This window comes from Herbaspirillum sp. Her4 (assembly GCF_057961335.1).
Genome location: NZ_CM176330.1, coordinates 710,914 through 737,250 on the forward strand (window position 1 = coordinate 710,914; position 26,337 = coordinate 737,250).

The window sequence follows — 26,337 nt, forward strand, 5'->3', positions numbered from 1 at the left end:
GTACGGCAAGCTTTTTCGCGATTCTACAGGGCGGCGCATTCCGGTGTGAGGAATGCGCAGTATTGTCTCGCCGGCTACTGTTGCTTGCGGGCAGCCTCCTGCAGCATGGCCTCGCCCAGCTGCACATGGCCGCGCTCGGCCAGCGTTCTGCCTGCGCCTTCGATATCCCGCACGTCCTTGTTCTGGCTGAGCTTGCGCTTGCCTTCCAGGCGCGTGATCTCGATTTCGATGCCGACAATGGCCTTGAGCAAGGTATCGGTGTAGTCGGCAGGCGCATCGGACATCTTCCACGGCTTGGCCTCGCCGGCCTCGTGAGTCCGGGTCAGGCGCGCCACCACGCCGCGCAGGTAGCGCTCGTCATCGCGGATGGTCACGCGGCCATGGGCATGCGCCACGCTGTAATTCCAGGTCGGCACCTGGCGATGCGCCTCATGCTTGCTGGGATACCAGCTCGGCGAGATGTAGGCATCCCCCGCCGAGAACACCACCAGCACTTCATCGCCATCGGCCAGCGCGCGCCACAGCGGATTGGCGCGCGCCACGTGCAGATGCAGCGTGCCCAAGGCCCCCTGAGCGGTGTCGAGATGGCAAGGAAGATGGTTGGCATCCAGCCCGCTGGCCGTGTGCGAGACCAGCACGCCGAAGGGATGGGCGGTGATGAGCTGGTGCAGGCTGGCAGTGTCCTGGTCGGCGAAATGGGCGGGGATGTACATGGCGGGCGGCTGGCGTTGGACTGGCGTTGAAGGGAGAGGAGCGCCCTATTCTATTGCATCCTGCGCCGCGACTTCCTGCAGTTGCGGACAGCTCCAGTCAACGTCACCGTTCGCTCAGCGCGCTTCTGCGGTCTGCGGGCTGACCGGCATGGCCGAGCTGGGCAGGCCGAAGACACGGTCAAAGCCGAGGTTGAACAGATAGGTGTAGATCATGAAGAACACGATCAGCCCGAAGTCCAGTACCAGCGCTTCCCACAGGCTGATGCCCAGCCACCAGGCGAACAGCGGCACCAGCATCACCACCAGCCCGCCTTCGAAACCGAGGGCGTGCGCGGCACGGCGCGCAAAGTTGCGGCCACGGCGCGGCTGGCGTGCCTCCCAGCGTTCGAACAAACCGTTGAAGATGAAATTCCATACGAAGGCGATGGTCGACGAGGCCACGGCGGCGGCCGATGCATGGCCACTGTCATGGCCCGCGAAGACGCTCAGCCCGACCGTGGTGAAAATGATGGCCAGCCCCTCGAAGAGGCAGGCATAGACCAGCTTGCGTTTGAAACCTTGCATGAGTTGCTCCTGAAGACTGCGGCGCGCCAGTCCTCTGGCCGCGCGATGGAAAGCATTCTATGATGAAGTTTTTGATGAATGAAGTCGGCTTCTTTCAGTTTTTCTGACAGGTCGGCACTGCCATACACACAAGGAACAGACGATGGCTTTCTCCAGTGACAACGTCAGGGTCTTCCTGGCCGTGCTCGACAGTGGTTCGTTCTCGGCGGCGGCGCGCCAGCTGGGACGCGTGCCTTCCTCGGTCAGCATGACCATCAGCCAGCTGGAAGCGGAGCTGGACCTGGTGCTGTTCGACCGCACCGCGCGCGATGCCCGACCGACCGAACTGGCGCACGCGCTGGAACCGGATGCACGCCTGCTGGCCAGCACCCTGCGCCAGCTCGACGCCCACGCGCTGGCCATGCATCAGGGACTGGAGCGCAAGCTGACGCTGGCGGTGGCCCCGGAACTGCTGTCGGTGCCCTGGGCCAAACCGCTGGCGGTGCTGGCGGAAGAATTTCCCTCACTGGAGGTGGAAGTACTGTCCTCGCCGCAGGCCGATGCCATGCGCATGCTCTATGACAATACGGCACAGCTGGCGCTGGTCTTCGAGCGCCATGCCGGCAATGACCGCGAGGCCTTCCAGGAATTCAGCAGCGAGATGATGGTGGCGGTGATCGCACCCGAGCATCCGGCGCGGCTGCGCAAGAAGCGCAAGCTGCGTTATGAAGACCTGTACGACATCCGCCAGATCGCCGTGGCCAGCCGCGATGCCAGCATCTCGGACCCGCGCTTCTTCCTCGCACGCCACCTCTGGCGCACCGACAATCACCTGGCCACGCTGTCGCTGGTGCGCGAGGGACTGGGCTGGGCCTATCTGCCGCACAGCCTGGTGCAGGCACAGATCGAGGCCGGTACGCTGGTGGTCATCGATTTCGACAACATCAGCAACCAGCAGCGCATGTGGGTGGATGTGGTGTGGAACAAGGACCAGCCGCTGGGGCTGGGGGCGCAGCGTTTCATTGCCCTGATGCGCGAAATGGCACCGAGCCGGCGCAAGCGCGCGCACAAATGAATGCGGCCCGCAGAGACCGTTCGGACTGAGCCGCTCCGTCAGGGCCGGCTCGAAGGCGCTGCGCGGGCAAAATTATCATCACGCTGCACAGCGTCTTCGATACGCGGCGGGGCCGCTACTCAGTCCGAACGGTTGGTTTTTGCACGATGAACATCGATTGAAAACCGATTGAAAACCGATTGAAAATCGATTGAAAACCGATTGAACACTGATCAAATTTTCTAAGTTTTTCAGAAGAGCTACCTTAGAGAAAAAATTCAGAAAACTTAGTTTTCACGGAATGATTTTGGTCTTGCTCTTGGCCGCCAGCAACTGCACCAGCAGCTGGTCACGCTCGGCAGCGATGCCGGCAGAAGTCTTGCCGCTCATCTGCTCTTCTACCCCCGCGCGAATCTGTGCCTTGAGCGCAGCGGTGATGGAAGGCGCTCCCAGATCGGCCCACCAGCTTTCGATGGGCGGCCCCAGGTGATCCAGCATGTGGCCGATGCCGCCCTCTCCGCCCGACATGTGCAGATTGAGATAAGGCCCCATCAAAGCCCAGCGCAAGCCGGGACCGTAGGCGATGGCCGTATCGATGTCCTCGGTGCTGGCCACGCCCTGTTCGACCAGGTGGAAGGCCTCGCGCCACAGGGCGGCCTGCAGGCGGTTGGCGATGTGGCCCTTGACCTCCTTGCGGACATGAATAGCCTTCTTGCCGATGGCGGTGTAGAAGTCCAGCGCAGCCTGCACCGCCTCCGGTGCGGTCTGCGCACCGCCGATCACTTCCACCAGCGGGATCAGGTGCGGCGGGTTGAAGGGATGGCCCAGCACCACCCGGCCGGGATGGCGGCAGGCGGCCTGCACCTTGCTCATCAGCAGGCCCGAGGAACTGGAGGCCAGGACCACATGCGCCGGCAACGCGGCATCCATGCGCCGGAACAGGTCGATCTTGAGGTCTTCGCGCTCAGGGCCGTTTTCCTGCACGAAGTCCGCGCCCTCGAGCGCCTCTTCCAGCGAGGCCGAGAAACGCAGCCGCTCAGGGGAGGCACCGGTTGCCAGCCCCAGCAACTCCAGGCTGGGCCAGTGACGCGCCACGGCGGCACGCAACTTCACTTGCGCATCCGGCATCGGGTCGGTGGCCGAGACCTCCAGCCCCCGCGCCAGGAAATAGGCCGCCCAACTGGCCCCGATCACGCCGGTGCCCACCACCGCTACCCGGCGCACCTCCTGTTGACCGGCCCGAGCGCCGCTTGCTGATGCTTGCATCTGTGTCTCCTTTGTTGATGGGCTTCAATGAAGCCGGGTTCGTTATGAATATTCTTGATAAATCTCGATTTTATTCGAGGTTTTAGCACGAGATTTGCATGGGCATTCGGCTACGATTGGCATCAAAGCACATAAACAAATTCCCGGATATGAATCGGGATCAACTCCGGGTCACGCCATGTTTCTCTATCTTCCTTTCCTGCTGGCCTTCCTCACCGTGTTGGGGATTGCACTCGGCTGGAAATCACTAAGCAACAAGCTATGGTTGGCAAGCACCATCGTCACCCTGTGGTGGTTCAGCCAAACCGCCCAGGGCCCCCTGGGTTTCATCTTGTAATGGCACCGTCTCATGGACCGTTCCGTTGTCTTCACCCCACGCGAACCCGTGCTGCCGGGCGGGATTTTCCTCAATTGCCTGTGCCTGCTGGCCATCAGTGGCTACCTGGGCCTGCTGCTGTACCTCCAGTCAATGGCGCTGTTGCCTGGCACCCCGCTACGCCAGCTGCAGTACACCGGCATCATCCTCACCGGCATCGGCTTCCTGCGCAATCTGCGCTTCGGGATCAAGAGTGCGCATTATGGGGTAGCGCTGGTGGGCGCGCTGCTGACCGGGCTGGTGGCCTTGCGCCAGATCTCGCTGGAAGCCCTGGCCGGGCAGACGCCCACGGGACCGCTGTTGCAAGGCATGCATTTCCATACCTGGATGGCCCTGTTTTCACTGACCGCAATCCTGACCATTGCAGCCCTGCTGGGTGTCAAGAGTGCTGAATACCCGGCGACGCTGCTGCTGCTGCAAAGCGCGGAAAAGGAAAATGAACCACGCCGCATCCCGTGGGGCAGGATAGGTGCAGGCACCATCTTCGTGCTGCTGGCCGGTGCGCATCTGGTGGCCAGCATGGGCGACTGCGGCCGGCTGGTCTGTGACGAGGGGCTGATCGATCTCCTGCAATTGCATTCGCCACCCCCGCTCAAGCCCTGAAAAAAAAACGGCGCACGCCTGCCGTCAGCAGGGGTGCGCCGGTCAATGACGGCTCAAGACTATCGTGGCCCGCACGCCAACCACGCGTGCCGGGCCAGGGGACTACACGGACATCAGAAGCGGTGCTGCATGCCCAGGGTCATGCCGAACTGGCTGTTGGAGAAGCCGACGTCATCCCGCGACAGGCCCACCAGCTGGTTGTTCTTGGCCTTGGCATAGGCCGTGCTCAGGTACAGGTCGGTGCGCTTGGACATCGCGTACTTCAGGCGCAGCGAGTACATGATGGGATCAGCATCGTTGGCTACGTTCTTGATGTTCTGGTAGTAGATCGCACCGATCACGCTCATGGCCGGAGTGAACTTGTACGTCACGCCGCCCCAGATGAAGTCGCTGCGCTGGTCGGCAGCGCCGCTGGCCAGGGTCTTCTTGTAGTAGCGGTAACCGAGGTTGAACTTCCAGGCATCCGACAGCTGGTAGCCGGCGGCCAGATGGGCGCTGGTGGCGCGGTCATACGGGGCGTTGGTGGTGCTCACGCTGTTGTTGCGGTCATAGGTCGCGGCCACGCTGAACGGACCCGAACCCCAGCCCAGGCCGACACCATACTTGGCACCGTTGCTGGTCTCGCCGGCCACTTCGCCGAAGCCGTACATGGCACCGACCTTCACGCCCGCGAACTCGCCCTGGTACTTGACCAGATTGGACACGCCGGTCGGCATGCCGTCCTTGCGGCCACCGGTGGCACCGGCCGAGGTCACCCAGGAATAGTTGGCCGAGTAGCCCATCGGGTCGAACGGCAGGATGAAGTCATAGGTGGTGGAGAAGGAACGGCCCACCACCACGCGGCCGAAGCCGCCTTCCAGGCCGACGTTGGACTGGCGGTTGAAGAGCTGGTTGGAATCGCCGTCGAAGGCGCCGTTATCCAGCTTGAAGCCGTTTTCCAGCTGGAAGATGGCTTTCAGGCCACCGCCCAGGTCTTCGGTGCCACGGAAGCCGATGCGCGAGGTGTTCATGGTGCCCGAGCTGAGGCGCACCAGGCTGTTGCCGGCAGCATTGGCATTGGTGACATATTCCACGCCCGAATCGATCAGGCCGTAGACGGTAACGGAAGTTTGCGCCTGCACGGAAGTCGTGGCGAACGCGGCGAATGCGGCCAGCATGCTGGCGGCGAGGTGATTCCTTTGCACTGAGGTCTCCTTGGTTGAAAGCGTTGGATGGCGTCGGCACGGCCTTGCCGTGCGACGTCTTCTGTTCATGCACCCGGTGTACTCCTGATGGCTTTTCCGGGTGAGCGAGGGGATGGCGGGTAGCCTTGCTCGCTGGTTTTCATCGATGCGATGAAACGTCAAAAAACTAAGTTTTTCCGAACGGGAAACTTAGACATCCCGTTCGGCCACCTTAGTTTTTCAGAATGCCCACAAGGCCTGTTCCGGCAGCGACAGCCAGTATTCGCCCTGGTCCAGGCGCTGCGGTGCGTAGGCGCGCAGGCCGACCGAACCGGCCGGTCCGCCCTCGACCTTGAACAGGCATTCCCAGCGGTCGCCCAGGTACATGCAGGTCGAGAGCGGCAGGCGAATCGCATTGCCGGTCTGCTCACCCGCGATACGCACCTGCTCGACCCGGATGATGCCGGTGAGCTGCTCGCCGGGCTTGGCATCCTCGCGTCCGCGCAGGGTCGCTACCGCCGTGCCGCCATCCAGCTTGACGGTCACGCGGTCGCCCTCGCGGCTGACCACCTCGGCCGCCAGCTTGTTGTTGCTGCCCATGAATTCGGCGGTGAACAGGGTATTGGGGGTCTGGTACATGCTCTGCGGCGTGCCCTGCTGTTCGATGCGGCCATTGTTGAGCAGCAGGATACGGTCGGAGATGGCCATGGCCTCGCCCTGATCGTGGGTCACCATCAGCGCCGACAGGCCCAGGCGCACGATCAGTTCACGCAGGAAGGCGCGTGCTTCCTCGCGCAGCTTGGCGTCGAGGTTGGAGAGCGGTTCGTCCAGCAGGATCACCTGCGGGTTGTAGACCAGCGCACGGGCGATGGCCACGCGCTGCTGCTGGCCGCCGGAGAGCTGGTGCGGATAGCGTTCGCCCAGATGGCCCAGGCCCAGCTGGGACAGCACTTCCTTGACGCGCTTGGCGATCTCGGCCGAGGGTGTCTTGCGCAGCTTGAGGCCATAGGCGACGTTGTCGGCCACGGTCTTGTGCGGCCACAGCGCATAGGACTGGAACACCAGGCCCAGATTGCGTTCTTCGGCCGGCATCTCGAAGTTGCGTGCGCCATCAAAAACGCGGCGGGTGCCGATGTCGATGGTGCCGGCCTTGGGCGATTCCAGCCCGGCCACGGCGCGCAGCAGCGTGGTCTTGCCGCTGCCGGAGGGACCCAGCAGCGCCACCACTTCGCCGCGCTGCAGTTGCATGGAAACACCCTTCAGGATGGGGTTGGCGGAGGCGCCGGTACCATAGTCCAGGTGCAGGTCGTTGACGGAAAGTTCGGTCATGATGATTCCTCAGGATGCTCTTGCTGTATCGGGAGGCCGGCACCCTTGGTACCGGCCGTGCTATCGGTGCAGGTCAGTCGTGCAGCTTGACGCCGAAGCGCAGCGCAATGCCCAGGCCCACGGCCACCAGCGTGATGTTGATGAAGGACAGTGCAGCCACCAGTTCCACTGCGCCGGCAGCCCACATGGAGACGATCATCGAGCCGATCACCTCGGTACCGGGCGAGAGCAGGTAGACACCGGTGGAGTACTCGCGCTCGAAGATCAGGAACACCATCAGCCAGGCACCTACCAGGCCATAGCGCACCAGCGGAATGGTGACGTCACGCGTGACGCGGGAGCGCGAGGCACCGACCGCGCGGGCGGCTTCTTCCAGTTCCGGGCCGACTTGCAGCAGGGCGGTGTTGATCAGGCGCAGGCCGTAGGCCATCCACACCACCGAGTACGCCAGCCAGACCGAGAAGATGGTCGAACGCAGGCCGCGCAGGGCGGGGATGAAGCTGTCGACCAGCCACAGGGCGATGGGGTTGTCGATGCCCTTCAAGGCCGAGTCCAGCAGCGAGGGCACGAACAGGAACACCCACAGGAAGGACAAGCCGGCCAGCAGGCCCGGCACTGCACGCGGCACCAGCACGCTGTAGTCGAGGAAGCGCGTCACGCCATCCTGCTTGCGGTGCATGGCCAGGGCGATGGCGGTATAGCAGGCCACGGCCAGGGCGCCGCCGATCACGCCGATCAGCACCGTGTTGATGATGCCGCGCACCAGCGAGGGTTGATCCCACACGTTCAACAGGTTCTCGAAGGTCAGCACGTCCAGCAAGTTGACGCCATCGCCCCAGTGCGAAACGAAGGTGCGCAGGCCGATGCCCGAGAGCGGGATGATGACCGTGAACAGCAGCCAGCCGGCGATCAGAGTGAACGCCACCCAGCGCCACTTGCCCAGCGGCAGCGCCTTCTGGCGCGCGCCCTTGCCCTTGATGGCGACGAACTTGTTGGCCGAGCGCAGCAGCCAGCGCTGCAGCATCACCAGCGGCATGGTCACCGCCACCAGGCAGACGGCCACCGCCGCCATCAGGTGATACGAAGGCGTACCCAGTTTGTTGGTGAGCTTGTAGAGATAGGTCGGCAGCACCAGGTGGCCTTCCGGATCGCCCAGCACCAGCACCAGGCCGAACACTTCAAAGCCGAGGAAGAACACCAGCACGCCGGAGTAGGCCAGTGCCGGGGTAATCATCGGCAGCGAGACGTTGAGCGCGACCTGCAGCGGCGAGGCACCGGCCACGCGGGCCGCTTCTTCCACATCCGAACCCAGGCTGCGCAGGGCGGCCGAGGCATACAGGTAGACGTGCGGCACGTGGGTCAAGCCGGCGATGATGACGATGCTGGTGAAGGAATAGATGTTCCACGGATCGCCCTCGAAACCGAACACCGACAGCAGGTTCTTGACCCATACCGTGTAGAAGCCGACCGGCCCCATCGAGACCACGTAGCCGAAGCCGATCACCATGGGCGAGACGAAGATCGGCACCATCAGCGCGGGAGCGATGAAGCTGCGGCCCGGCAGGTCGGTACGCACCATCAGGAAGGCCAGCATGCCGCCCAGCGGCACGGCGATCAGCGCCAGGCCGGTGGCCAGCGTGAGGCCATTGACGAAGGCCTGGCGGAAGTCCGGGTCATCGAAGATGAAGCGGTAGGAATCGAAGGTCAGCGTCTTGACCGGCGCGAAGAACGGGGCCGACAGGAAGCTTTGATAGAAGATCAGCAGCAGCGGCACGAAGATGGCCAGGGCTGCCAGCAGCACGACCAGGCCGCGCGGCCAGTTCAGCCGGAAACGGCGGGTCGGCAGGGCTGGCTCGCTGCGCGGTAGCGTTGTGGTGGTTTGCATGGTGCGCCTCATGAGTGGGCAGATGGATCAGGACAGGCAGGGAAGCGGCCAGGGCCGCGCTCCGAAACAACGAACTTGCGCGGTGATGACAAACATCCCGTTCGGACTGAGTAGACCCGCAGGGTCGTATCGAAGGCGTGACGCCCTTGGCACTGCGGACTCCCCGGCCCGTAACAGGATTGATTTAAAAAATTTACTTCTTGGTGGCTTCCTTCCACTGCTTCAGGAAGTCCAGGCGCTTCTTCTGATCCAGGTATTCCAGCAGTTCGGTGGAGACCGGCATGGGCTTGAGCGACGCACCCAGCTGCTTGGTCAGTTCGGCCGAGGTGGTGGCTCCGGTCACATCGCCACGGATGGCGAACAGCTGCGCATCATTGGCGATGATGGTCTGGCCGCGCTTGGAGAGGATGTAGTCCACCCACAGCTTGGCGGCATTGAGGTTCTTGCCGGCCTTGTTGATGAAGATCACGCGCGAGAGCACCAGGTTGTAATCCTTGGTGAAGGCCACGCCGATGGACGGGTCCTTCTTGGCGCGCACCAGGGCGTAGGGGCCGAGGATGTTGTAGCCGATCAGGTTTTCACCCGAGGAGATGCGCTCGAGCATGGTGCCGGTCGAGGATTGCACGCGCGCAGCCACGCCGCCCATGGCCTTGGCGAAGTCCCAGAAATGCGGATTGTGCTTCAGGTCATAGGTCATCAGGCTGAAACCGACGCCGGACTTCTCGATGTCGTAGGTGGTGACCTTGTTCTTGAATTTTTCCTGCTTGCTGACCAGCAGCTTGGTGAACTCGTCGTGGGTGGTCGGCACTTCGGCCTCAGTCACCAGGCGCTTGTTGTAGACGATGGCAGCCGGCTCGAAGGTGGTGCCGTAGGCGGTGTCCTTCCAGTTGGCCCAGGTCGGCAGGGCCGCCGCTTCCGGCGACTTGTAGGCCACGGCATAGCCTTCGGAGGCCAGCTTGACCTGCAGGTCCATGGAGGAGGACCACATCACGTCAGCCGTGGCACCACCGGCGGCGGCTTCGGAGATGAAGCGGTTGTAGACTTCGGTGGAGTTCATGTCGTTGTACTCGACCTTCACGCCCGGGTAGAGCGCACCGAAATCCTTGATCAGCGCTTCGGCCGCCTTGGAATCGGTGGTGCTGTAAATCACGACCTTGCCTTCCTTCTTGGCCCCTTCGATGACCTTGGCGTAATCGGCGGGATAGCCGGCGGGGGTGTCGGCATGGGCCACACCGCTGAAAGTGACGGGCAAAGCGAGGGCCAGGCCGAGCGCAATGCTCAGGCGACGTTTGTGCAACATGGATTCTCCTTGATGATGAAACGGACCTTGCGCCGGCCCGGCTGCAGAGCACGCCTGACGGCGTGTGCAACCTGGCTGATCAGCGCACCAGGCCCAACTCCTGGGACTGCCTGCGATAACGCGCAACGGTCTGCGCGATGTAATCCGAGAGCGGCTTGCCGGTCATGGCAAAGGGTTGCAAGCCACCGATACTGCGCTGGCGATCGAATTCGGGATCGGCCAGTACCCGGTCGAAATACCGGACCCAGCGCCGGTAGTCCGCCTCCGGCGCATGCGGGCTCATGTAGAAGCCGCGAATGATCGGCCACACCACCTCGTAACCCTGTTCGCGTGCGGTCGGTATTGCCTGCAGCGGGCCCGGCAGCCGTTGCTCGGACAGCACCGCCAGGATGCGCACCTTGCCGTCGGCCATGAAGTAGGCGGCTTCCGAGGTATCGCCCGAAATCACCTGCACGTGCCCGGCCTGCAAGGCGGCAAACGAATCACCGCCGCCTTCCAGCGCCACGAAGCGGAACTGCCTCGGCGTAAAACCGGCTTGCTGCGCCAGCAGCGCCATCTTCAGCCAGTCCTGGCTGCCCACGGTCCCGGACAAACCCACGGTCACCGCCGACGGATCCTTGCGGATCGCTTCCAGCAACTGCTTCAGGTTGCGCCACGGCGCATCGCCACGTACCGCGATCATGCCGTGATCGATACCGATCCCGGCCACCCAGCGCACGTCGCCCACATCGGCGGGGCCATACTTGCCTTGCGCCAGGCTGAGCAGCGAGCCGCCCGAAAACGCCACCAGCGTCTCCGGCCCACCGCGCCGCTGTGAGACCACCGAACTCCAGGCCACCGCCCCGATGCCGCCGGGCAAATACGCCACCTTGAAGTCCTGCTTGCCGCCCTCTTCCTGCATGGCCCGGCGCAACAGCTTGCACGAGGCGTCCATGCCGCCGCCCGGCTTGGCCGGGACGATGCACTCGGCCGCCAGCGCGCACGGCATCGCACAGGCCAGCAGACAGGCGGCCAGCAAGCGAACACAGTGGTGCCAACGATGCGAGCGGTCCGCCTTCATGGCGGTCAGCAGCAGAAACGGGAGGCGGGAAGAACGGTACGGACGGGTCCGGACCCAAGGGTGGTCATGATGTGTCTCCGGCTTGGATTTTTTGATATGGGCGCATCGTACAAGAAAAGCCTTTCAGCCGGCTTTCAGCGAAGCTGTCAGTGTGGGATCAATGCTACGCAGTTTCCACAATGGCCGGATGAGGACGTTTCAAAGGCGGCGGCCCATCTGTTAGCATCCGCGCTGGAGACAAGCCGTACCGCAACGTACAAGTAAAAGTAAAAGGGCCGCCGCATGCGCATCCTGCTGGTCGAAGACCATATCGAACTTTCCCGCTGGCTGTCCAAAGCCCTGCGCGACGCCCACCTGACGGTGGAGTGCGCGCACAACGGTGCCGACGCCGACAGCCTGCTGCTCACGCAAGACTATGCGCTGGTGATCCTCGACCTGACCCTGCCGCGCATGGATGGACTGGAAGTCCTCAAACGCATGCGTGCGCGCGGCAGCCGCACGCCGGTGCTGATCCTGACCGCACGCGGCGGCCTGGCTGACCGCGTCAGCGGCCTCAACCTGGGGGCCGATGACTATCTGGCCAAACCCTTCGAGCTGGAAGAACTGGAAGCGCGCGTGAAAGCCCTGCTGCGCCGCTCGCAGAGCCAGGAAGCGGTGACCGTGGCCTGTGGTGCGCTGTGCTTCGATACGGTGTCGCGCACCTTCACCTATCACGGCGAACTGCTGGCGCTGACCCCGCGCGAACACGCGGTGCTGGAAGTGCTGATCATGCGCCAGGGCCATACGGTCCCGAAGGACAAATTGTTCCAGCAGGTCTTTTCGCTGGATGACAATGCCAGCGTGGACGCCATCGAGATCTACATCCACCGCCTGCGCAAGAAGCTGGAACACGAGGGTGCCGGCCGCGTCGGCATCACCACCCTGCGCGGCCTGGGCTACCTGCTGCAGGCCGCGTAATGGCGCAGGCCACCCGCCGACTGGGCAACCTGCGCAGCCAGCTGGTACGCTGGCTGCTGATTCCGCTGACGCTGCTGGTGGCGCTGGACGCGGTCTCGGTCTACTACAACGCGCTCGAAGTGGCCGACCTGGCCTATGACCGTTCGCTGCTGGCCTCCACCCGTGCGCTGGCCGAGCGGGTCTCCATCGTCAATGGCCATGTCACGGCCGACGTGCCCTACGTGGCGCTGGACAGCTTCGAGACCGATACCCTGGGCCGCATCTACTACAAGGTCACGGGCCTGAAAGGGGAACTGGTGTCCGGTTACGAAGACCTGCCGCCGGTCCCCGCCAACGTCAAGCGCTCGGAAGTCTATCCGGCCCTGGTGCGCTTCTACCAGGCCGACTATCACAACCAGCCCATCCGCATCGCCGCGCTGCTGCAGCCGGTGTATGACGACAGCATGCGCGGCATCGCCCTGATCCAGGTCGGCGAAACCATGGAGGGCCGCAACGGCATGACGCGCAAGATCCTGTTCGACACGCTGTGGCGCCAGGGAACGCTGGTGACCGTGGCGGCGCTGCTGGTGTGGTTCGCGGTGCGCTTCGTGCTGCGTCCGGTGATGCAGCTCAAGGGCGAGGTGGAGTCGCGTGCACCGACCGACCTGTCCGGTTTTGATCCGGCACTGGTGCACAAGGAAATGCGCCCGCTGGTGCAGGCCATGAATGGCTACATGGGCCGGTTGCAGGCCCTCATCAGTGCGCAGCGGCGCTTCATCGCCGATGCCTCGCACCAGTTGCGCACGCCGCTGACGGTATTGAAGACCCAATCCGAACTGACCCTGCGCGAACTGCGCCGCACGCGGCTCGACCCGGCCGAGCTGCGCGAGCTGGTGGAGGGCATGGCCCGCACCACCGATTCCGCCGTACATCTGGCCAATCGCCTGCTGACTCTGGCGCGCGCCGAACATGGCGCGGCCGAGGGCGGTACCATGCGCGTCTCGCTCACCGATGCCGCACGGCAGGTCGCGCTGGAGTTGTCGCAGCAGGCGGTGGCGCGGCGCATCGGGCTGGCCTTCGAGGAAGAGGGCGACGTCGGCATCGAAGCCAATGCCCTGCTGCTGCATGAACTGATGGTGAACCTGCTGGACAATGCGATCCGCTATACGCCCGTCGGCGGCCAGGTCACTTTGCGCGTGCGCGCCATGCGCCGTCCGGGGCAGCCGACTGCGGCCCTGCTGGAGGTGGAAGACAACGGCCCCGGCATCGCCGAGGCCGAGCGCGCCAAAGTGTTCGAACCCTTCTATCGTGCCGGGGCCACCCAGCACGTCAACCCGGGGGGTACCGGGCTGGGGCTGGCCATCGTGCGCGAGATCGCCGCCATGCACAGGGCCAGCGTCACGCTGGATGCCCCGGCGCAAGGCAGCGGGCTGGTGGTGCGCATCGCCTTTCCGGGCGTGGTCGAGCTGCGCGCCTGATCACCAGAGTTAGTTCAGAATTGTTCCCAATCCCCGTCACCGGCCGGCGGCGCCTTGCTGCTGGCCTTGGCAATGGCGGCGTTGGCGGCCGTCTTGGCCGGCAAGGCGGGGACCGCGACGGCTGGCGCGGGCGGTGCGGCGGCGGGCTTCTGTGCCGCTGGCTTGGGAGCAGCTGGCTTGCTGGCCACCGGCTTGGCGTAGGCGGTCGCAGCCCCGATCGCCGCATGCTGGCTATCCAGCCGGAAGATGCTGACCGTCTCTGACAGGCGGTGCGATTGCTCCTGCAGGGATTGCGCAGCGGCCGCCGCTTCCTCGACCAGCGCGGCATTCTGCTGCGTGACTTCATCCATCTGCGCGATAGCGCGGTTGATCTGCTCGATGCCGGCGCTCTGCTCGTTGCTGGCGGCCGAGATCTCGCCGACCACGTCGGTGACGCGCCTGACGCTGGCCACCACTTCGCTCATGGTGCTGCCGGCCTGCTCCACCAGGCGGCTGCCGTTGTCCACCCGCGTCACCGAATCATCGATGAGGGCCTTGATCTCCTTGGCGGCCGATGCGCTGCGCTGGGCCAGGGTGCGCACTTCGGAGGCCACCACCGCGAAGCCGCGTCCCTGCTCGCCGGCACGGGCGGCTTCCACCGCCGCGTTCAGGGCCAGGATGTTGGTCTGGAAAGCGATGCCGTCAATGACGCTGATGATGTCGACGATCTTGCGGGAGGCATCATTGATCTCTCCCATGGTCTGCACCACCTGCCCCACCACACTGCCGCCCTGCACCGCCACTTCGGAGGCGGTGGCGGCCAGGGTGTTGGCCTGGCGGGCGTTGTCGGCATTCTGCTTGACGGTGGAAGTCAGCTCTTCCATGGCCGAGGCGGTCTCTTCCAGCGAGCCGGCCTGCTCTTCGGTGCGCGAGGACAGGTCCAGGTTGCCGCTGGCGATTTCCTTCGACGCGGTGGTGATGGCATCGGTCCCCTGGCGGACCTGGGTGACGATGCGGTGCAGGTTCTCGTTCATGGACTTCAGTGAGGCCAGCAGGGTGCCGGTCTCATCCTTGGTGGTGGCCTCGATGCGCACCGTCAGGTCGCCCTGCGCCACCGCACCGGCGATGCTGACGGCCTGGTTGAGCGGACCCGTGATGGAGCGCGTGACCAGCCAGGCGGCAGCGACGCAGATCAGGATGGCCGCACCCGAGAGCAGCAGCATCAGGCTGGTGGCGGAACTGGCGGTCTGTTTGCCCTGGACCACGCTCTCGTCCATCATGGTCTTCTGGTAGGCCACGAAGTCATCGAGCGCCTTGAGGTACTTGTCCTGGACGGGCACGACTTCCTTGAAGAGCAATTCGGTGCCCTCTTCCTTCTTGTTCTGCTTGATCAGTTCCCGCAGCTTGTCACGCGAGGGCGTGTAGGCATTGCGGGCATCCATGACCATCTTGAGCATGTCCTTGTCGCGCGGGCTGGTAAGCAGTTTCTCGATCTGCGCCAGCGCCTTGCCGGTCTTGGCGCTGAAGGACTGTCCCTGTTCAATGTACTTCGCCGATTCCTCGGGCGTGCGGCCGAGCAAGGCATCGCGCAGGCTGCGTACGGCACCATTGACGTTGTCACTGATGTCACTGGCCAGGGAGATCTTCTGGTAACGGTCCTCAACGATCTCGGCGGTGGACTTCTCGACCCGGTCCAGGCTCTTGAGCGCGATCCCCGTGATCACGCACATCACCCCGATGAGCACGGCGAAGCAGACGGCCAGCCGGACGCTGATCCTGATATCTTTGATGTTCATACTTACCCCATTGTTGGCTGTGAAGACATGCATGTCTTTCTGTCAGCAAATTGTTGGCGGAATGCAACGCCGCACTGGATCGCCTGACGCATGAAAAAAGCGCCGGACAGCAGATGCTGAACGGCGCTTTTGGCCAATACTTGAGAAAACAGGGTGAGGTCCGGAAGACGGACCTGGCCCCTGAGCCTGCGATAGTTAGTTCAGAATTGTTCCCAATCCCCGTCATCGGCCGCCATGGCCTTGCCGCCGGCCTTGGCGCTGGCTGGCGCGGCCGGTTTCGCGGGCAGGGCCTTGGGTGCCGGCACGGGTGCTGCCACAGCGGCCTTGGCCGGTGCGGCCGGCGCGGCGGCCACCGGCTTGCTGCTGGCCTTGGGCGGCACCGGCTTGCGCGCGGGCTGCGCACGCGGCGTCTCATGGTTGCTGAGCTTGAAGATGCTCACCGTTTCCACCAGGCGGCCCGACTGTTCCTGCAAGGACTGGGCGGCGGCGGCGGCCTGTTCCACCAGGGCGGCATTTTGCTGGGTCACTTCGTCCATCTGCACGATGGCGTGATTGATCTGCTCGATGCCGTCGCTCTGTTCGTTGCTCGCCGCCGAGATCTCGGCCACCACGTCAGTAACGCGGCGCACGCTGGCCACCACTTCGCTCATGGTGGCACCGGCCTGTTCCACCAGGCGGCTGCCGTTATCCACGCGGCTGACCGAATCATCGATGAGGGCTTTGATCTCCTTGGCCGCGGACGCACTGCGCTGGGCCAGGGTACGGACTTCGGAAGCCACCACCGCAAAACCGCGTCCCTGCTCACCGGCACGGGCCGCTTCCACGGCGGCGTTCAGGGCCAGGATGTTGGTCTGGAAGGCGATGCCATCGATGACGCTGATGATGTCGACAATCTTGCGCGAGGCTTCGTTGATCTCGCCCATGGTCTGCACCACCTGCCCCACCACGCTGCCGCCCTGCACTGCCACGTCGGAGGCGGTCGCGGCCAGGCTGTTGGCCTGGCGGGCGTTGTCGGCATTTTGCTTGACGGTGGAGGTCAGTTCTTCCATCGCCGAGGCGGTCTCTTCCAGCGCCCCGGCCTGCTCTTCAGTGCGGGACGACAGGTCCAGGTTGCCGCTGGCGATTTCGGAGGAGGCGGTATTGATGGTGTCGCTGCCGGTCCGTACTTCGCTGACGATGCGGTGCAGGTTCTGGTTCATGGCCTTGAGCGAAGCCAGCAGCTTGCCGGTTTCGTCCCGGGTGGTCTCGCCGATCTGTACCGTCAGGTCGCCTTGCGCCACGGCGCTGGCCACGTCCACCGCTTCATTGAGCGGCCGCGTGATGGAACGCGTGACCCACCAGGCTGCCAGCACGCACAGCAGAATGGCCACGGCCGACAGTTCCAGCATCAGGGCGATGGCCGAATCGCTGGTCTGCTGGCCTTCAGCCACGCTTTCATCCATCAGCGTTCTCTGGAAGGCGACGAAGTCGTTGAGGACGTCGAAGTAGCGGTCCTGCTTGGGAATGACTTCATTGAAGAGCACTTCGGTGGCCTCTTCCTTCTTCTGCTGAAGGATCAGCTCGCGCAGTTTGTCGCGCGACGTGCTGTAGGTGGCACGCGCGTCCTGGATGGCCTTGAACAATTCCTTGCCGCGCGGCGTGCTGATCAGTTTTTCGATCTGGTTCATGGACTCCGTGGTCTTGGCGCTGTTGGCCGCACCGCGGTCGAGATAGCGCTTGGCCTCGTCGGGGTTGCGTCCCAGCATGGCATTGCGCAGGTTGCGCGCGGCCGAATTGACGTTCTCGCGGATCTCCATCACCAACGCGATCTTCACGTAGCGGTCCTCGACAACAATGCGCGAAGCCTTGCTGATGCTGTGCAGGCTCTGCATCCCTACGCCCGCGATCAGGCACATGACCGCGACCAGGATGCCGAAGCAGGCCGCCAGTCGTACGCTGATCTTGATGTTCTTGATGTTCATTCGTGTTCCTCGATGGAGTGTGAGAGTGCTGATCAGAGCAGTCTGGCTGCGGGCGCGTCATCCAGCCATCAGGGATATCCTGATGCGCGCGGACAACACGCAACATGCGATTGCCGCAAGGCAATCCGATTGGCCGTGCCCAAAATGAAAAAAGCTGCCGTTCAATCTTCTTGAACGTCAGCTTTTTGTCAGACTTGAGCCTGCGGGATCAAATTCTCATGGCTCGGCTCGCATTTACTTCACACGAACGTCCCGATGGCCGCGATCACCGCCTCCCGCACCGACCCGCTGACCACGAAGCCATGCGCGGCCTGCACGTCGTCGTGGAACCAGCGATCGCCCTCCAGACACGCAGGAATCTGGCGGCGGATCTCGTCATAGGCCACCTGCGTACCCTGCCCCAGCTTGAAGTCCTTGAGCAAGTCCTCGGTCATGGTCAGCGCCTGCGCCGCCAGCAACATTTCCACGCCGACGATGTATTGCGTGTTCTGCACCACCGTCATCGCCTTGCGGGCGCACCAGGTCGAGTTGGAAATGTGGTCCTCGCTGTTGCCCTTGGAAGGGATGCTGTCGACGCTGCCGGGCATGCACAGGGTGCGGTTTTCCATCACCAGCGAACTCATGGAACACTGCACCACCGGATAGCCGGTATTGACGCCGCGCACGCCGCTCATCAGGTTGCGCGGCAATCCCCACGACAGGGTCGGATCGATCAGGCGCGCGATACGGCGTTCGCAAATGCTGCCCAGATCGGTGATCGCCATGGCCAGCAAGTCCATCGCCTGCGCCAGATACTGGCCGTGGAAGTTGCCGCCGGAAATGATTTCGAAACCTTCGCCGTCTTCCTTGTTGAAGATCAGCGGATTGTCGGTAGCGGAGTTGGTCTCTTTCTCGATGATGGTATCGATGTAGTCGAGTGCATCGAATACCGGACCATACACTTGCGGCGCGCAGCGCAGCGAATACACATCCTGAATGCGCGCGGTGTAGGGGATATCGTTGCGGCGCAATTCATCGGGCAATTGCACGGCGCGCGCTTCATGCGTGGTACGGGTAGAGCCCTTGAGCAGCGTGCGGATGACTTCCGCCGTCTTGATCTGGCCCGCATGCGGACGCGCCTGCTGGATACGCGGATCGAAGGCCGACATCTCGGCCCGCATCGCTTCCAGCGTCAGCCCCAACGACAGGCATGCATCGGTCAGCAGATGGCGCGCATCGTGCGCGGCGAGGATGGCGACCGCCAGCGAGGCGGTACAGCCATTGATGAGGGCCGAGGCATCCTTGGCCTTGAGATCAAATTTGACCGAACCTATCCCGGCCTGCTCGATGGCTTGGGTGGCGCGCATGCGCTGGCCCTGATACATCACTTCCGCTTCATCGAATCCGGCAATGGCGGCGGCCAGATAGGCCAGCGGCGCCAGATCGCCGGAGGCACCGACCGATCCCTTCTGCGGCATGATCGGATGGATGCCCGCATTGATGAAGGCCAGCAGGCGATCCACCACTTCCACGCGCGGCGCGGAATAATTCGATGCAAACGCATTGGCCCGCAGCAGCATGGTGGCGCGGCTGACTTCTTCCGAGAACGGCTCGCCGATACCCGCGCTGTGCGCACGAATCAGCTGGGTCTGGAACAGCTCGATATGCTCGACCTTGATGCGGGTGTCCTTGAGCAAACCGACGCCGGTATTGAAGCTGTACATCATGGGTGCTTCATCGTGCATCCAGGTGCTTTCGATGTAGTCGCGGCTTTGCTTGAGGGCCGTTCGCGAAGACTCGGCGAGTGCGACTTTCAGGTGAGGGGCGCGGGCCACGCTGACGACTTGTGCAGCGGTGAGGTTGAATCCGTCGATGGTGATGGTGGACATGGAGACTCCGTAATCCTTCATTGGAAAGCCTGAGCGTGCTCAGGGCTGGAATTGTTCGACCAGATGGCGGAAGACCTGCGCAGCGATGCAGGCGTCCTCGGTGCTCATGGTCTCGTCGGGGTGATGGCTGATGCCGCCGTTGCCACAGCGCACGAACAGCATGGCCACCTCGCCCAGCGGTGCCATGGCCATGGCATCGTGGCCGGCCCCGGAAGGCAGGTGGCGCACCGGCCAGCCGGCCGTCTCGATGGCCCGCGCCAAGGCCGCCTGCAGGCGCGGCGCGCAGGGCACGCTGGCCGCCTCATGGGTCTGGCGCAAATCGATCCCGACCTGGCGCCGCGCGGCGATGCGCTCGATCTCGGCGCGCACGTCGGCCACCGCCGCCAGACGGTCCGCATCCTCCTCGGCGCGGATGTCGATGGAAAAATTGGCCAGCCCCGGCACCACATTGGCCGCGCCCTGCAGCACTTCCAGGATGCCCATGGTGCCCACCAGCCCCGGCTTGATGCCGCAGCGCCGTTCGATGTAAAGCCCGATCTCGGCTGCTGCCATCGCCGCATCGCGGCGCAGGTGCATGGGTACCGTGCCGGCATGCCCGGCCAGGCCGCGCACCTCGGCCATGAAGCGGCTGGCCCCGGAAATCGCGGTGACCACGCCCACCGGCAAGCCCTCGTTGAGCAACAGCGGGCCCTGTTCGATGTGCACCTCGACAAACGCCGCCACGGAAGCGGGCGACCACGCATCCCCTGCAATCCCCGCCGGATCCAGTCCGGCAGCCTGGATCGCCTGGCGCATGCGGATGCCCTCGCCATCCACGTTTTCCAGCACGGCCTGGTCGAAGGTGCCGGCCACGGTGCGGCTGCCCAGCAGGGTGGCCTTGAATCGCACGCCCTCTTCCTCGGCAAACCCGATCACCTCGATGGGAAACGCAAAACGCTTGCCCGCACGATGCCATTGGGCAATGCAGGCCAGCGGCAGCACGATGCCCAGGTTGCCGTCGTACTTGCCGGCATTGCGCACGGTATCGAAGTGCGAACCGGTCACCAGCGCCGGGCGATGCTCATGTCCGGGCGCGGCCTCGTAGCGGCCGATCACGTTGCCGGCGTTGTCGCGCCGCACGCGCAGGCCGGATTGCTCCATCCAGCGCGTCAGCTCGGCGGCGGCAGCCTGGTGCGTGGGGGTGAGATAGGTCCGGGTCAGCATGCCGGGGGCTTCACTGTGCTGCGCCAGCAGCTCGGCCCACTGCATCGCTTGCTGGCCGGCCTGCTGGCTGGACAGGTCCATGGCGTTCATCGCGTCTCCTCTGCTCGACCGGCTCCGGGATGGAGCGGGACTCGAAAATTTTCGTGTTTTTTTATTGTATTCAAAAATTGTATGCAATATAGTGATCTCGCGCCACCGCGACAAAAAAGATCACCTGCGTTGGCAACATTTCAATAAAACAAGTCAAGGAGACAACGGTGAGCAAAGTATTCAAGTCCCTGTTCGGGCAGGTGGTGCTGGCGCTGGTGGCCGGCATCGTCATCGGCCTGCTGTGGCCGGACTTCGGCCAGAGCCTCAAACCGCTGGGCGACGGCTTCATCAAGCTGATCAAGATGATCATTCCGGTCATCGTCTTCTGCGTGGTGGTGCAAGGCATCTGCGGTGCCAGCGACCTGAAGAAGGTCGGCAGCGTGGGCGTCAAGGCCATCATCTATTTCGAAGTCGTCACCACCATCGCCCTGCTGCTGGGCCTGGTGCTGGCGCTGGTGGTCCACCCCGGCGCGGGCATGAACATCGATCCCAGCAACCTGGATGCCAGCAGCCTGTCGGGCTACATGGCCAATGCCGGCAAGGTCAAGGAGACCGGTTTTGCCGACTTCATCATGAAGCTGATCCCGGCCACCGCCGTGAGCGCCTTCACCTCCGGCGATGTGCTGCAGGTGCTGCTGATCTCGATGACCTTCGGGTGTGCGCTGCTGCTGATCGGTGACAAGGGCGCACCGGTGGTGGCGCTGGTGTCGTCGCTGTCGGATGCCTTCTTCAAGTGCATGTCCTTCTTCATCCGCCTGGCACCGCTGGGCGTGCTGGGGGCGATTGCCTTCACGGTCGGGAAGTACGGCATCGGCTCTCTGAAGCAGCTGGCACTGCTGGTGCTGCTGTTCTACGGCGCGGTGATCTTCTTCGTGCTGGTGGTGCTGGGCGGCATCCTGCGCGCCAGCGGGCTGTCCATCTTCAAGCTGATCCGCTACCTGCGCGAAGAGCTGGTGGTGGTGCTGGCCACCACCTCCTCGGACAGCGTGTTGCCGCAGATCATGAGGAAGCTGGAACACATGGGCATCAAGAAGTCCACCGTCGGCCTGGTGATCCCGACCGGCTATTCCTTCAACCTGGATGCCTTCTCGATCTACCTGACCATGGCCGCGCTGTTCATCGCCCAGGCCACCAACACGCACCTGTCCTGGGGTGACCTGGCGGCGATCCTGGCCATTGCCCTGGTGACCTCCAAGGGCGCACATGGCGTGCCCGGCTCGGCCATCGTCATCCTGGCAGCCACGCTGACCACCATCCCGGCCATCCCGGTCGTGGGCCTGGTGCTGGTGCTGTCCATCGACTGGTTCATCGGCATCGCCCGTGCGCTGGGCAACCTTCTGGGCAATTGCGTGGCAACCGTCGTCATCGCCAGCTGGGAAAAGGATATCGACAAGCAACGTGCCCGCGCCGTGCTCAATGGCGAATACGTGACGCCGCTGGCCGAGGAACTGCCCGTCATCGACCTGCCGGGCGTGGCCGGCAACCCGGCCCGGGCCTGAGCCCGCCGATGGACGCAGGGGAAGCGGAATTGGCTGGCCATCGTTGCACTGGTTACAATGGAGCGCCGCCGCAGGGCGGCCTTCCCAGCCACTCGTCCCCCCCAGCCATGACCGCTTCCGCCCCTGCCCCCGCACCCGACAGCTCCGACGCCATCGCCAGCGACATCGCGGCCAACATCGCCGCGCAGCGCCTGCCGCCCGGTGCCAAGCTGCCCGAAGAAGCCTTGGCGCGGGTCTACCAGGTCAGCCGCACCAAGATCCGCGCGGCGCTGGTGATGCTGGCCAAGGACAAGCTGGTGGACCTGATCCCCGACAAGGGGGCCTTCGTCAGCAAACCTACGGTGGAGGAGACGCGCAACCTGTTCTTCGTGCGCCGGGCGCTGGAAGCGGCCATGGTGCGCCAGTTCGTGGCCTGCGCCACCGAAGCGGATTACGCCCGGCTGGAAGAGCACTTGGAACAGGAACGCCAGGCCGTCAAGGATGACAACATGCAGGTGCGCTCTTCGCTGCTGAGCGACTTCCACATCCTGCTGGCGCGCATCGTCGGCAACGACGTCCTGACCGACATCCTGGAAAAGCTGGCCGGCCGCAGCGCCCTCATCACCATGCTCTACCAGTCCACACGCGATGCCGCCTGCTCCAGCGAGGAACATGGCGCCTTCATCGCGGCGGCGCGGGCGGGCGATGTCGAGAAGGCCGTCGAACTGATGGAACACCACCTGCTGCATGTGGAACAGGCACTGGCCTTTGAACCCAAGTCCGGCCCGCGCAAGGATCTGCTGCGCGAACTCTTGTCATGAATTCGTCAGCCAGCGCTGAACGGGGTTGAAAAACTTAGTAAAAATTCATTTCCATTCATGTCAGTCCGCCTGCTGCAAGGGATAGCGGACGGTCTTACCGTACTCCGACTAAGTTTTCTTCACATCGGCCCGGAACCGCCCAAGTCTCGGGCAAGCCCGCATCAGACGGTGAAATCCCGCTGTATTCCACGGTTACCACCACGGCAGCGGGGTCCACACTCATGCACCGGTCCGGATGCCGTCCGTCACGATTGAACAGGGCCTGGTTCACCAAAATAATGATTTCAGGGATTCCACATGCTCAACTCCATCAAAGCCCGCATCCTGTTCTATACGATCGCCCTGCTGGTCGCCAGCCTGGCGGTGGTCGGGACGGTGTCCTTCTTCATCATCCAGACGGACAACGACCGCGCCATCGAACGCAACGCCCAGGCCGTGGCCACCGGTTTCGGTTCCACCATCAATGAATGGGTGGCGGCCCGCACCGCCATGACGGTAGCCGCCGCCGAAGGCGTGCAGGGGGCCGATCCGGTGTTCGTCATCAAGCTGCTGCAGAAGAGCGGCGGCTTCTACGTCACCACCCTCGGCCGCGAGGACAAGACCGCCTTCACCTCGGCTGCCGAAGGCTTGCCGGCCGGCTATGATCCGACCGCCCGCCCTTGGTACAAGCAGGCGGTGGCGGCCGGCAAGCCGGTGCTGACCAAGCCCTACACCGACGTCGCCACCAAGAAGCCGATGGTCTCCTTCACCGCACCGGTGATGCAGAACGGCCAGCGCGTGGGCGTGGTGGCGGCCGCCATGTTCCTCGATGGCGTCTCCGAAGTGGTGCGCGCCATCCACCCGACCCCGGCCAGCTACGCCTTCCTGGTGGACCGTGACGGCCTGATGCTGGCGCACCCGGATGGCCAGTGGGTCAACAAGCCGGCCAAGGAGTGGAATGCCGAGCTGACCCCGGAACGCCTGCAGAGCCTGGCGGCCGATGACAAGGTCAGCGCGCTGCCACTGGATGGCGCGGCCAAGCTCATCAAGGGCATCCCCATCAAAGGCACCGAATGGACCCTGATGCTGGCCATGGACAAGGCCGACGTCACCGCCGGCATGCGCAATGCCACGCGCTCGGCGCTGATCGCGCTGGTGCTGGTGGCACTGGTGGCAGCGGGCATCATGAGCGTGATCACCACGGCGGTGTTCCAGCGCCTCTCGCGCGTGCGCCGGGCCATGGACAGCCTGTCTTCCGGCAACGGCGACCTGACCCTGCGCCTGGACGAAGACGGCAAGGATGAACTGACGCAGATCTCGCGCTCCTTCAACCAGTTCGTCAACCAGATCACCGGCATCCTGCAGGACGTGCGCCGCAGCAGCGATACCGTCAAGATTTCTTCCACCGAGATCGCCAGCGGCAACCAGGACCTGTCGGCCCGTACCGAGCAGCAGGCCGGTGCGCTGGAAGAAACCGCCTCGGCCATGGAGCAGCTGACCTCGACCGTGCAGCAGAACTCGGAAAGCGCGCGCCGCGCCAACGAACTGGCCGGCAATGCCTCGCGCATCGCGGCCCAGGGCGGTGAAGTGGTCGGCAACGTGGTCTCGACCATGGAAGCCATCAATGCCTCCTCGCGCCAGATCGCCGACATCATCACGGTGATCGACGGCATCGCCTTCCAGACCAACATCCTGGCCCTGAACGCCGCCGTGGAAGCGGCCCGCGCCGGTGAGCAGGGACGCGGCTTCGCGGTGGTGGCTTCCGAAGTGCGTTCGCTGGCCCAGCGCAGCGCCCAGGCCGCCAAGGAGATCAAGCAGCTCATCGACAACTCGGTGGCCAAGGTGGCCGATGGCGGCGTGCTGGTGGCCCAGGCCGGGCAGACCATGGAACAGATCGTGGCCAGCATCCGTGACGTCAGCGTGATCGTCAGCGAAATCGCCCATGCCAGCAGCGAACAGAATGGCGGCATCCAGGAAGTGAACCTGGCCATCACGCATATCGACGAAGGCACGCAACAGAATGCAGCGCTGGTCGAACAGGCGGCAGCCGCTGCCAAGTCCTTGCAGGATGAGGCGCACAGGCTGTCGGTGCTGGTCGGCGGCTTCAAGATGTAGTGCAAGTCTCGTCACTCTGACGTGCCGACCTCGTCAGAATGACGAAAGCGCTGACACACCCCACGGCCGGCCCCGCGCGCAAGCGGGTCCGGCCGTTTGCGTTAAAATGGCCGACGCAGTCAGCCTCTTCCGTCCTCCCGCAGGCCGGGTCTGCCAGCCGCGCCGCCCCAGGGCCATCGACATGCAACATGATGAGCCCGCCGGATCTCCCGGGCGGCAACATGATGACCCGTCCCGACCATGATGAATCCTCTCTCTACCGCTCCCGCCCTGCTCTCGGCCCGTCTCAAGAATGAAACGGCCACGCTGCACGAGCAGATGCATGCCCTGATGGAACAGGCGCAACCCTTCGCCAGCCGCGCGCAGTACGTGCGCTTCGTGGCGGCGCAGTATCACTTCCAGCGCGATGTCGAACATCTCTTCGACGATCCGGCCATCCAGGCCGCCGTACCTGACCTGCAGGTGCGCGGCCGCGAGGCCGCTGCGCTGGCCGACCTGGCCGACCTGGAGGCCGCGCCCGGTGAGGCCGTCATCGCCACCGGCAACGTGGCCATGCCTGAAGCCCTGGGCTGGCTCTACGTCTCCGAAGGTTCGACGCTGGGCGCGGCCTTCCTGCTCAAGGAGGTCAAGGACAAGCTGGGCCTGAGCGAAAGCTTTGGCGCGCGCAACCTGGCGGCCTACCCGGAAGGACGGGCGGTGGTCTGGCGCCGCTTCGTCAGTTTCCTCGATGCGCCCGGCCTCTCGGCGCAGGAACAGGATGCGGTGGTGGCCGGTGCCGCTGCGGCCTTCGAACGTTTTGGCGTGCTGTTGAAACGGCACTTCGCGCTGGACTGAGGCCATGGCGGACAGTCCGTCCCAACCGCCCCTGCCGCTGCCCTCCAGCCAGCTGGCCCCGCGCCGCACGCGCTGGCTGTGGCTGCTGCTGGCCTATGCCAGCCTCGGTGTCGGCATCGTGGCCATCTTCATACCCGGCATTCCGACCACCGAATTCGTGCTGCTCTCCGCCTGGGCCGCCGGCAAGGGTTCACCGCGCCTGCAGCGCTGGCTGGAACAGCATCGCCTGTTCGGCCCGATGATCCACAACTGGCGCCACGGCCGCGTGGTGGCGCGGCGCGCCAAGATCAGCGCTTCCCTCATGATGAGCCTGTGCCTGGTCATCATGCTCTTCACCGTCAAGCGTCATTGGGTGATCGTGCTGGCCACGCTGGGCATGGCCCTGGGTGCGGCCTGGATGTGGTCGCGCCCGGAACGCGCGGAAGACGCCGAGCCCGGCGAGCGCTCATGAAAAAAGCCTGTCCCGCGCAAACGGGACAGGCTCTTCGTTGATGCACGTGCCAATCG

General features: G+C 64.1%; 22 protein-coding genes. 10 read left to right on the forward strand and 12 right to left on the reverse strand.

Going from position 1 to position 26,337, the window contains the following annotated elements; genetic code table 11:
* Positions 1–74 precede the first annotated feature (74 nt).
* Positions 75–713 carry an FMN-binding negative transcriptional regulator gene (locus ACWFUC_RS03280; RefSeq protein ID WP_134134269.1) on the reverse strand — a complete coding sequence of 213 codons (639 nt, stop codon included), beginning with the start codon at positions 711–713 and terminating at the stop codon, positions 75–77.
* 114 nt (positions 714–827) lie between these two features.
* A complete protein-coding gene (locus ACWFUC_RS03285) occupies positions 828–1,277 on the reverse strand; it encodes a PACE efflux transporter (RefSeq protein WP_034331311.1) in 450 nt (149 codons plus the stop codon).
* Positions 1,278–1,419: 142 nt separating this feature from the next.
* Here ACWFUC_RS03285 and ACWFUC_RS03290 point away from each other — a divergent pair, with 142 nt between their 5' ends.
* Entirely contained in the window at positions 1,420–2,331 is a 912-nt protein-coding gene (locus ACWFUC_RS03290; protein ID WP_489624097.1) for a LysR family transcriptional regulator, read from the forward strand.
* Positions 2,332–2,604: 273 nt separating this feature from the next.
* On the opposite strand, the gene ACWFUC_RS03295 is transcribed toward ACWFUC_RS03290, so the two are convergent.
* Positions 2,605–3,576: a 3-hydroxyacyl-CoA dehydrogenase NAD-binding domain-containing protein gene (locus ACWFUC_RS03295; RefSeq protein ID WP_489624098.1), complete on the reverse strand. Its 972-nt coding sequence runs from the start codon at positions 3,574–3,576 to the stop codon at positions 2,605–2,607.
* Between the two features lie 178 nt (positions 3,577–3,754).
* Between ACWFUC_RS03295 and ACWFUC_RS03300 the strand changes: the two genes are divergently transcribed.
* Positions 3,755–3,913: a hypothetical protein gene (locus ACWFUC_RS03300; RefSeq protein ID WP_204726849.1), complete on the forward strand. Its 159-nt coding sequence runs from the start codon at positions 3,755–3,757 to the stop codon at positions 3,911–3,913.
* A gap of 12 nt (positions 3,914–3,925) precedes the next feature.
* Entirely contained in the window at positions 3,926–4,555 is a 630-nt protein-coding gene (locus tag ACWFUC_RS03305) for a hypothetical protein (RefSeq protein WP_209569475.1), read from the forward strand.
* A 113-nt stretch (positions 4,556–4,668) separates the two neighbouring features.
* Here the strand turns inward: ACWFUC_RS03305 and ACWFUC_RS03310 are convergent, their stop codons facing one another.
* The 5 genes from ACWFUC_RS03310 to ACWFUC_RS03330 all read right to left on the reverse strand — a co-directional run bounded on the left by ACWFUC_RS03310 (position 4,669) and on the right by ACWFUC_RS03330 (position 11,292).
* On the reverse strand, positions 4,669–5,739 hold the full coding sequence (locus ACWFUC_RS03310; protein ID WP_084319776.1) for a porin: 1,071 nt from the start codon (positions 5,737–5,739) through the stop codon (positions 4,669–4,671).
* Positions 5,740–5,958: 219 nt separating this feature from the next.
* Complete coding sequence (locus ACWFUC_RS03315; RefSeq protein ID WP_039783129.1) at positions 5,959–7,047, reverse strand: ABC transporter ATP-binding protein; 1,089 nt, start codon at positions 7,045–7,047, stop codon at positions 5,959–5,961.
* Between the two features lie 73 nt (positions 7,048–7,120).
* Positions 7,121–8,932, reverse strand: coding sequence for an ABC transporter permease (locus ACWFUC_RS03320; RefSeq protein WP_121041041.1), 1,812 nt, complete (start codon positions 8,930–8,932; stop codon positions 7,121–7,123).
* Between the two features lie 193 nt (positions 8,933–9,125).
* Positions 9,126–10,232, reverse strand: a complete 1,107-nt coding sequence (locus ACWFUC_RS03325; protein WP_489624099.1) for an ABC transporter substrate-binding protein — start codon at positions 10,230–10,232, stop codon at positions 9,126–9,128.
* 79 nt (positions 10,233–10,311) lie between these two features.
* The gene (locus ACWFUC_RS03330) at positions 10,312–11,292 is read right to left on the reverse strand and encodes a tripartite tricarboxylate transporter substrate binding protein (protein ID WP_134134261.1); all 981 of its coding nucleotides are present in this window, start codon (positions 11,290–11,292) and stop codon (positions 10,312–10,314) included.
* A 282-nt stretch (positions 11,293–11,574) separates the two neighbouring features.
* Between ACWFUC_RS03330 and ACWFUC_RS03335 the strand changes: the two genes are divergently transcribed.
* Both ACWFUC_RS03335 and ACWFUC_RS03340 read left to right on the forward strand, forming a co-directional pair.
* The gene (locus tag ACWFUC_RS03335) at positions 11,575–12,249 is read left to right on the forward strand and encodes a response regulator (RefSeq protein ID WP_034331694.1); all 675 of its coding nucleotides are present in this window, start codon (positions 11,575–11,577) and stop codon (positions 12,247–12,249) included.
* Positions 12,249–13,706, forward strand: coding sequence for a sensor histidine kinase (locus tag ACWFUC_RS03340; RefSeq protein ID WP_134134260.1), 1,458 nt, complete (start codon positions 12,249–12,251; stop codon positions 13,704–13,706). The genes ACWFUC_RS03335 and ACWFUC_RS03340 overlap by 1 nt, the downstream gene beginning before the upstream one ends.
* A gap of 14 nt (positions 13,707–13,720) precedes the next feature.
* On the opposite strand, the gene ACWFUC_RS03345 is transcribed toward ACWFUC_RS03340, so the two are convergent.
* The 4 genes from ACWFUC_RS03345 to ACWFUC_RS03360 all read right to left on the reverse strand — a co-directional run bounded on the left by ACWFUC_RS03345 (position 13,721) and on the right by ACWFUC_RS03360 (position 20,603).
* The gene (locus ACWFUC_RS03345; protein ID WP_489624100.1) at positions 13,721–15,481 is read right to left on the reverse strand and encodes a methyl-accepting chemotaxis protein; all 1,761 of its coding nucleotides are present in this window, start codon (positions 15,479–15,481) and stop codon (positions 13,721–13,723) included.
* 200 nt (positions 15,482–15,681) lie between these two features.
* Positions 15,682–17,442 (reverse strand): methyl-accepting chemotaxis protein, encoded by a 1,761-nt coding sequence (locus ACWFUC_RS03350; protein ID WP_489624101.1) that lies wholly within the window; start codon positions 17,440–17,442, stop codon positions 15,682–15,684.
* Between the two features lie 239 nt (positions 17,443–17,681).
* Positions 17,682–19,310, reverse strand: coding sequence for an HAL/PAL/TAL family ammonia-lyase (locus tag ACWFUC_RS03355; protein WP_489624102.1), 1,629 nt, complete (start codon positions 19,308–19,310; stop codon positions 17,682–17,684).
* A gap of 39 nt (positions 19,311–19,349) precedes the next feature.
* A complete protein-coding gene (locus ACWFUC_RS03360) occupies positions 19,350–20,603 on the reverse strand; it encodes an allantoate amidohydrolase (protein ID WP_489624103.1) in 1,254 nt (417 codons plus the stop codon).
* 167 nt (positions 20,604–20,770) lie between these two features.
* Here ACWFUC_RS03360 and ACWFUC_RS03365 point away from each other — a divergent pair, with 167 nt between their 5' ends.
* The 5 genes from ACWFUC_RS03365 (at position 20,771) to ACWFUC_RS03385 (ending at position 26,281) form a co-directional block, all read left to right on the forward strand.
* A complete protein-coding gene (locus ACWFUC_RS03365) occupies positions 20,771–22,102 on the forward strand; it encodes a C4-dicarboxylate transporter DctA (protein ID WP_489624104.1) in 1,332 nt (443 codons plus the stop codon).
* A gap of 107 nt (positions 22,103–22,209) precedes the next feature.
* Complete coding sequence (locus ACWFUC_RS03370) at positions 22,210–22,902, forward strand: GntR family transcriptional regulator (RefSeq protein WP_413458242.1); 693 nt, start codon at positions 22,210–22,212, stop codon at positions 22,900–22,902.
* A gap of 297 nt (positions 22,903–23,199) precedes the next feature.
* A complete protein-coding gene (locus ACWFUC_RS03375; protein ID WP_121041061.1) occupies positions 23,200–24,996 on the forward strand; it encodes a methyl-accepting chemotaxis protein in 1,797 nt (598 codons plus the stop codon).
* A gap of 240 nt (positions 24,997–25,236) precedes the next feature.
* Entirely contained in the window at positions 25,237–25,830 is a 594-nt protein-coding gene (locus tag ACWFUC_RS03380; protein WP_375163931.1) for a biliverdin-producing heme oxygenase, read from the forward strand.
* Between the two features lie 4 nt (positions 25,831–25,834).
* On the forward strand, positions 25,835–26,281 hold the full coding sequence (locus ACWFUC_RS03385; RefSeq protein WP_134223816.1) for a YbaN family protein: 447 nt from the start codon (positions 25,835–25,837) through the stop codon (positions 26,279–26,281).
* Positions 26,282–26,337: the final 56 nt, after the last annotated feature.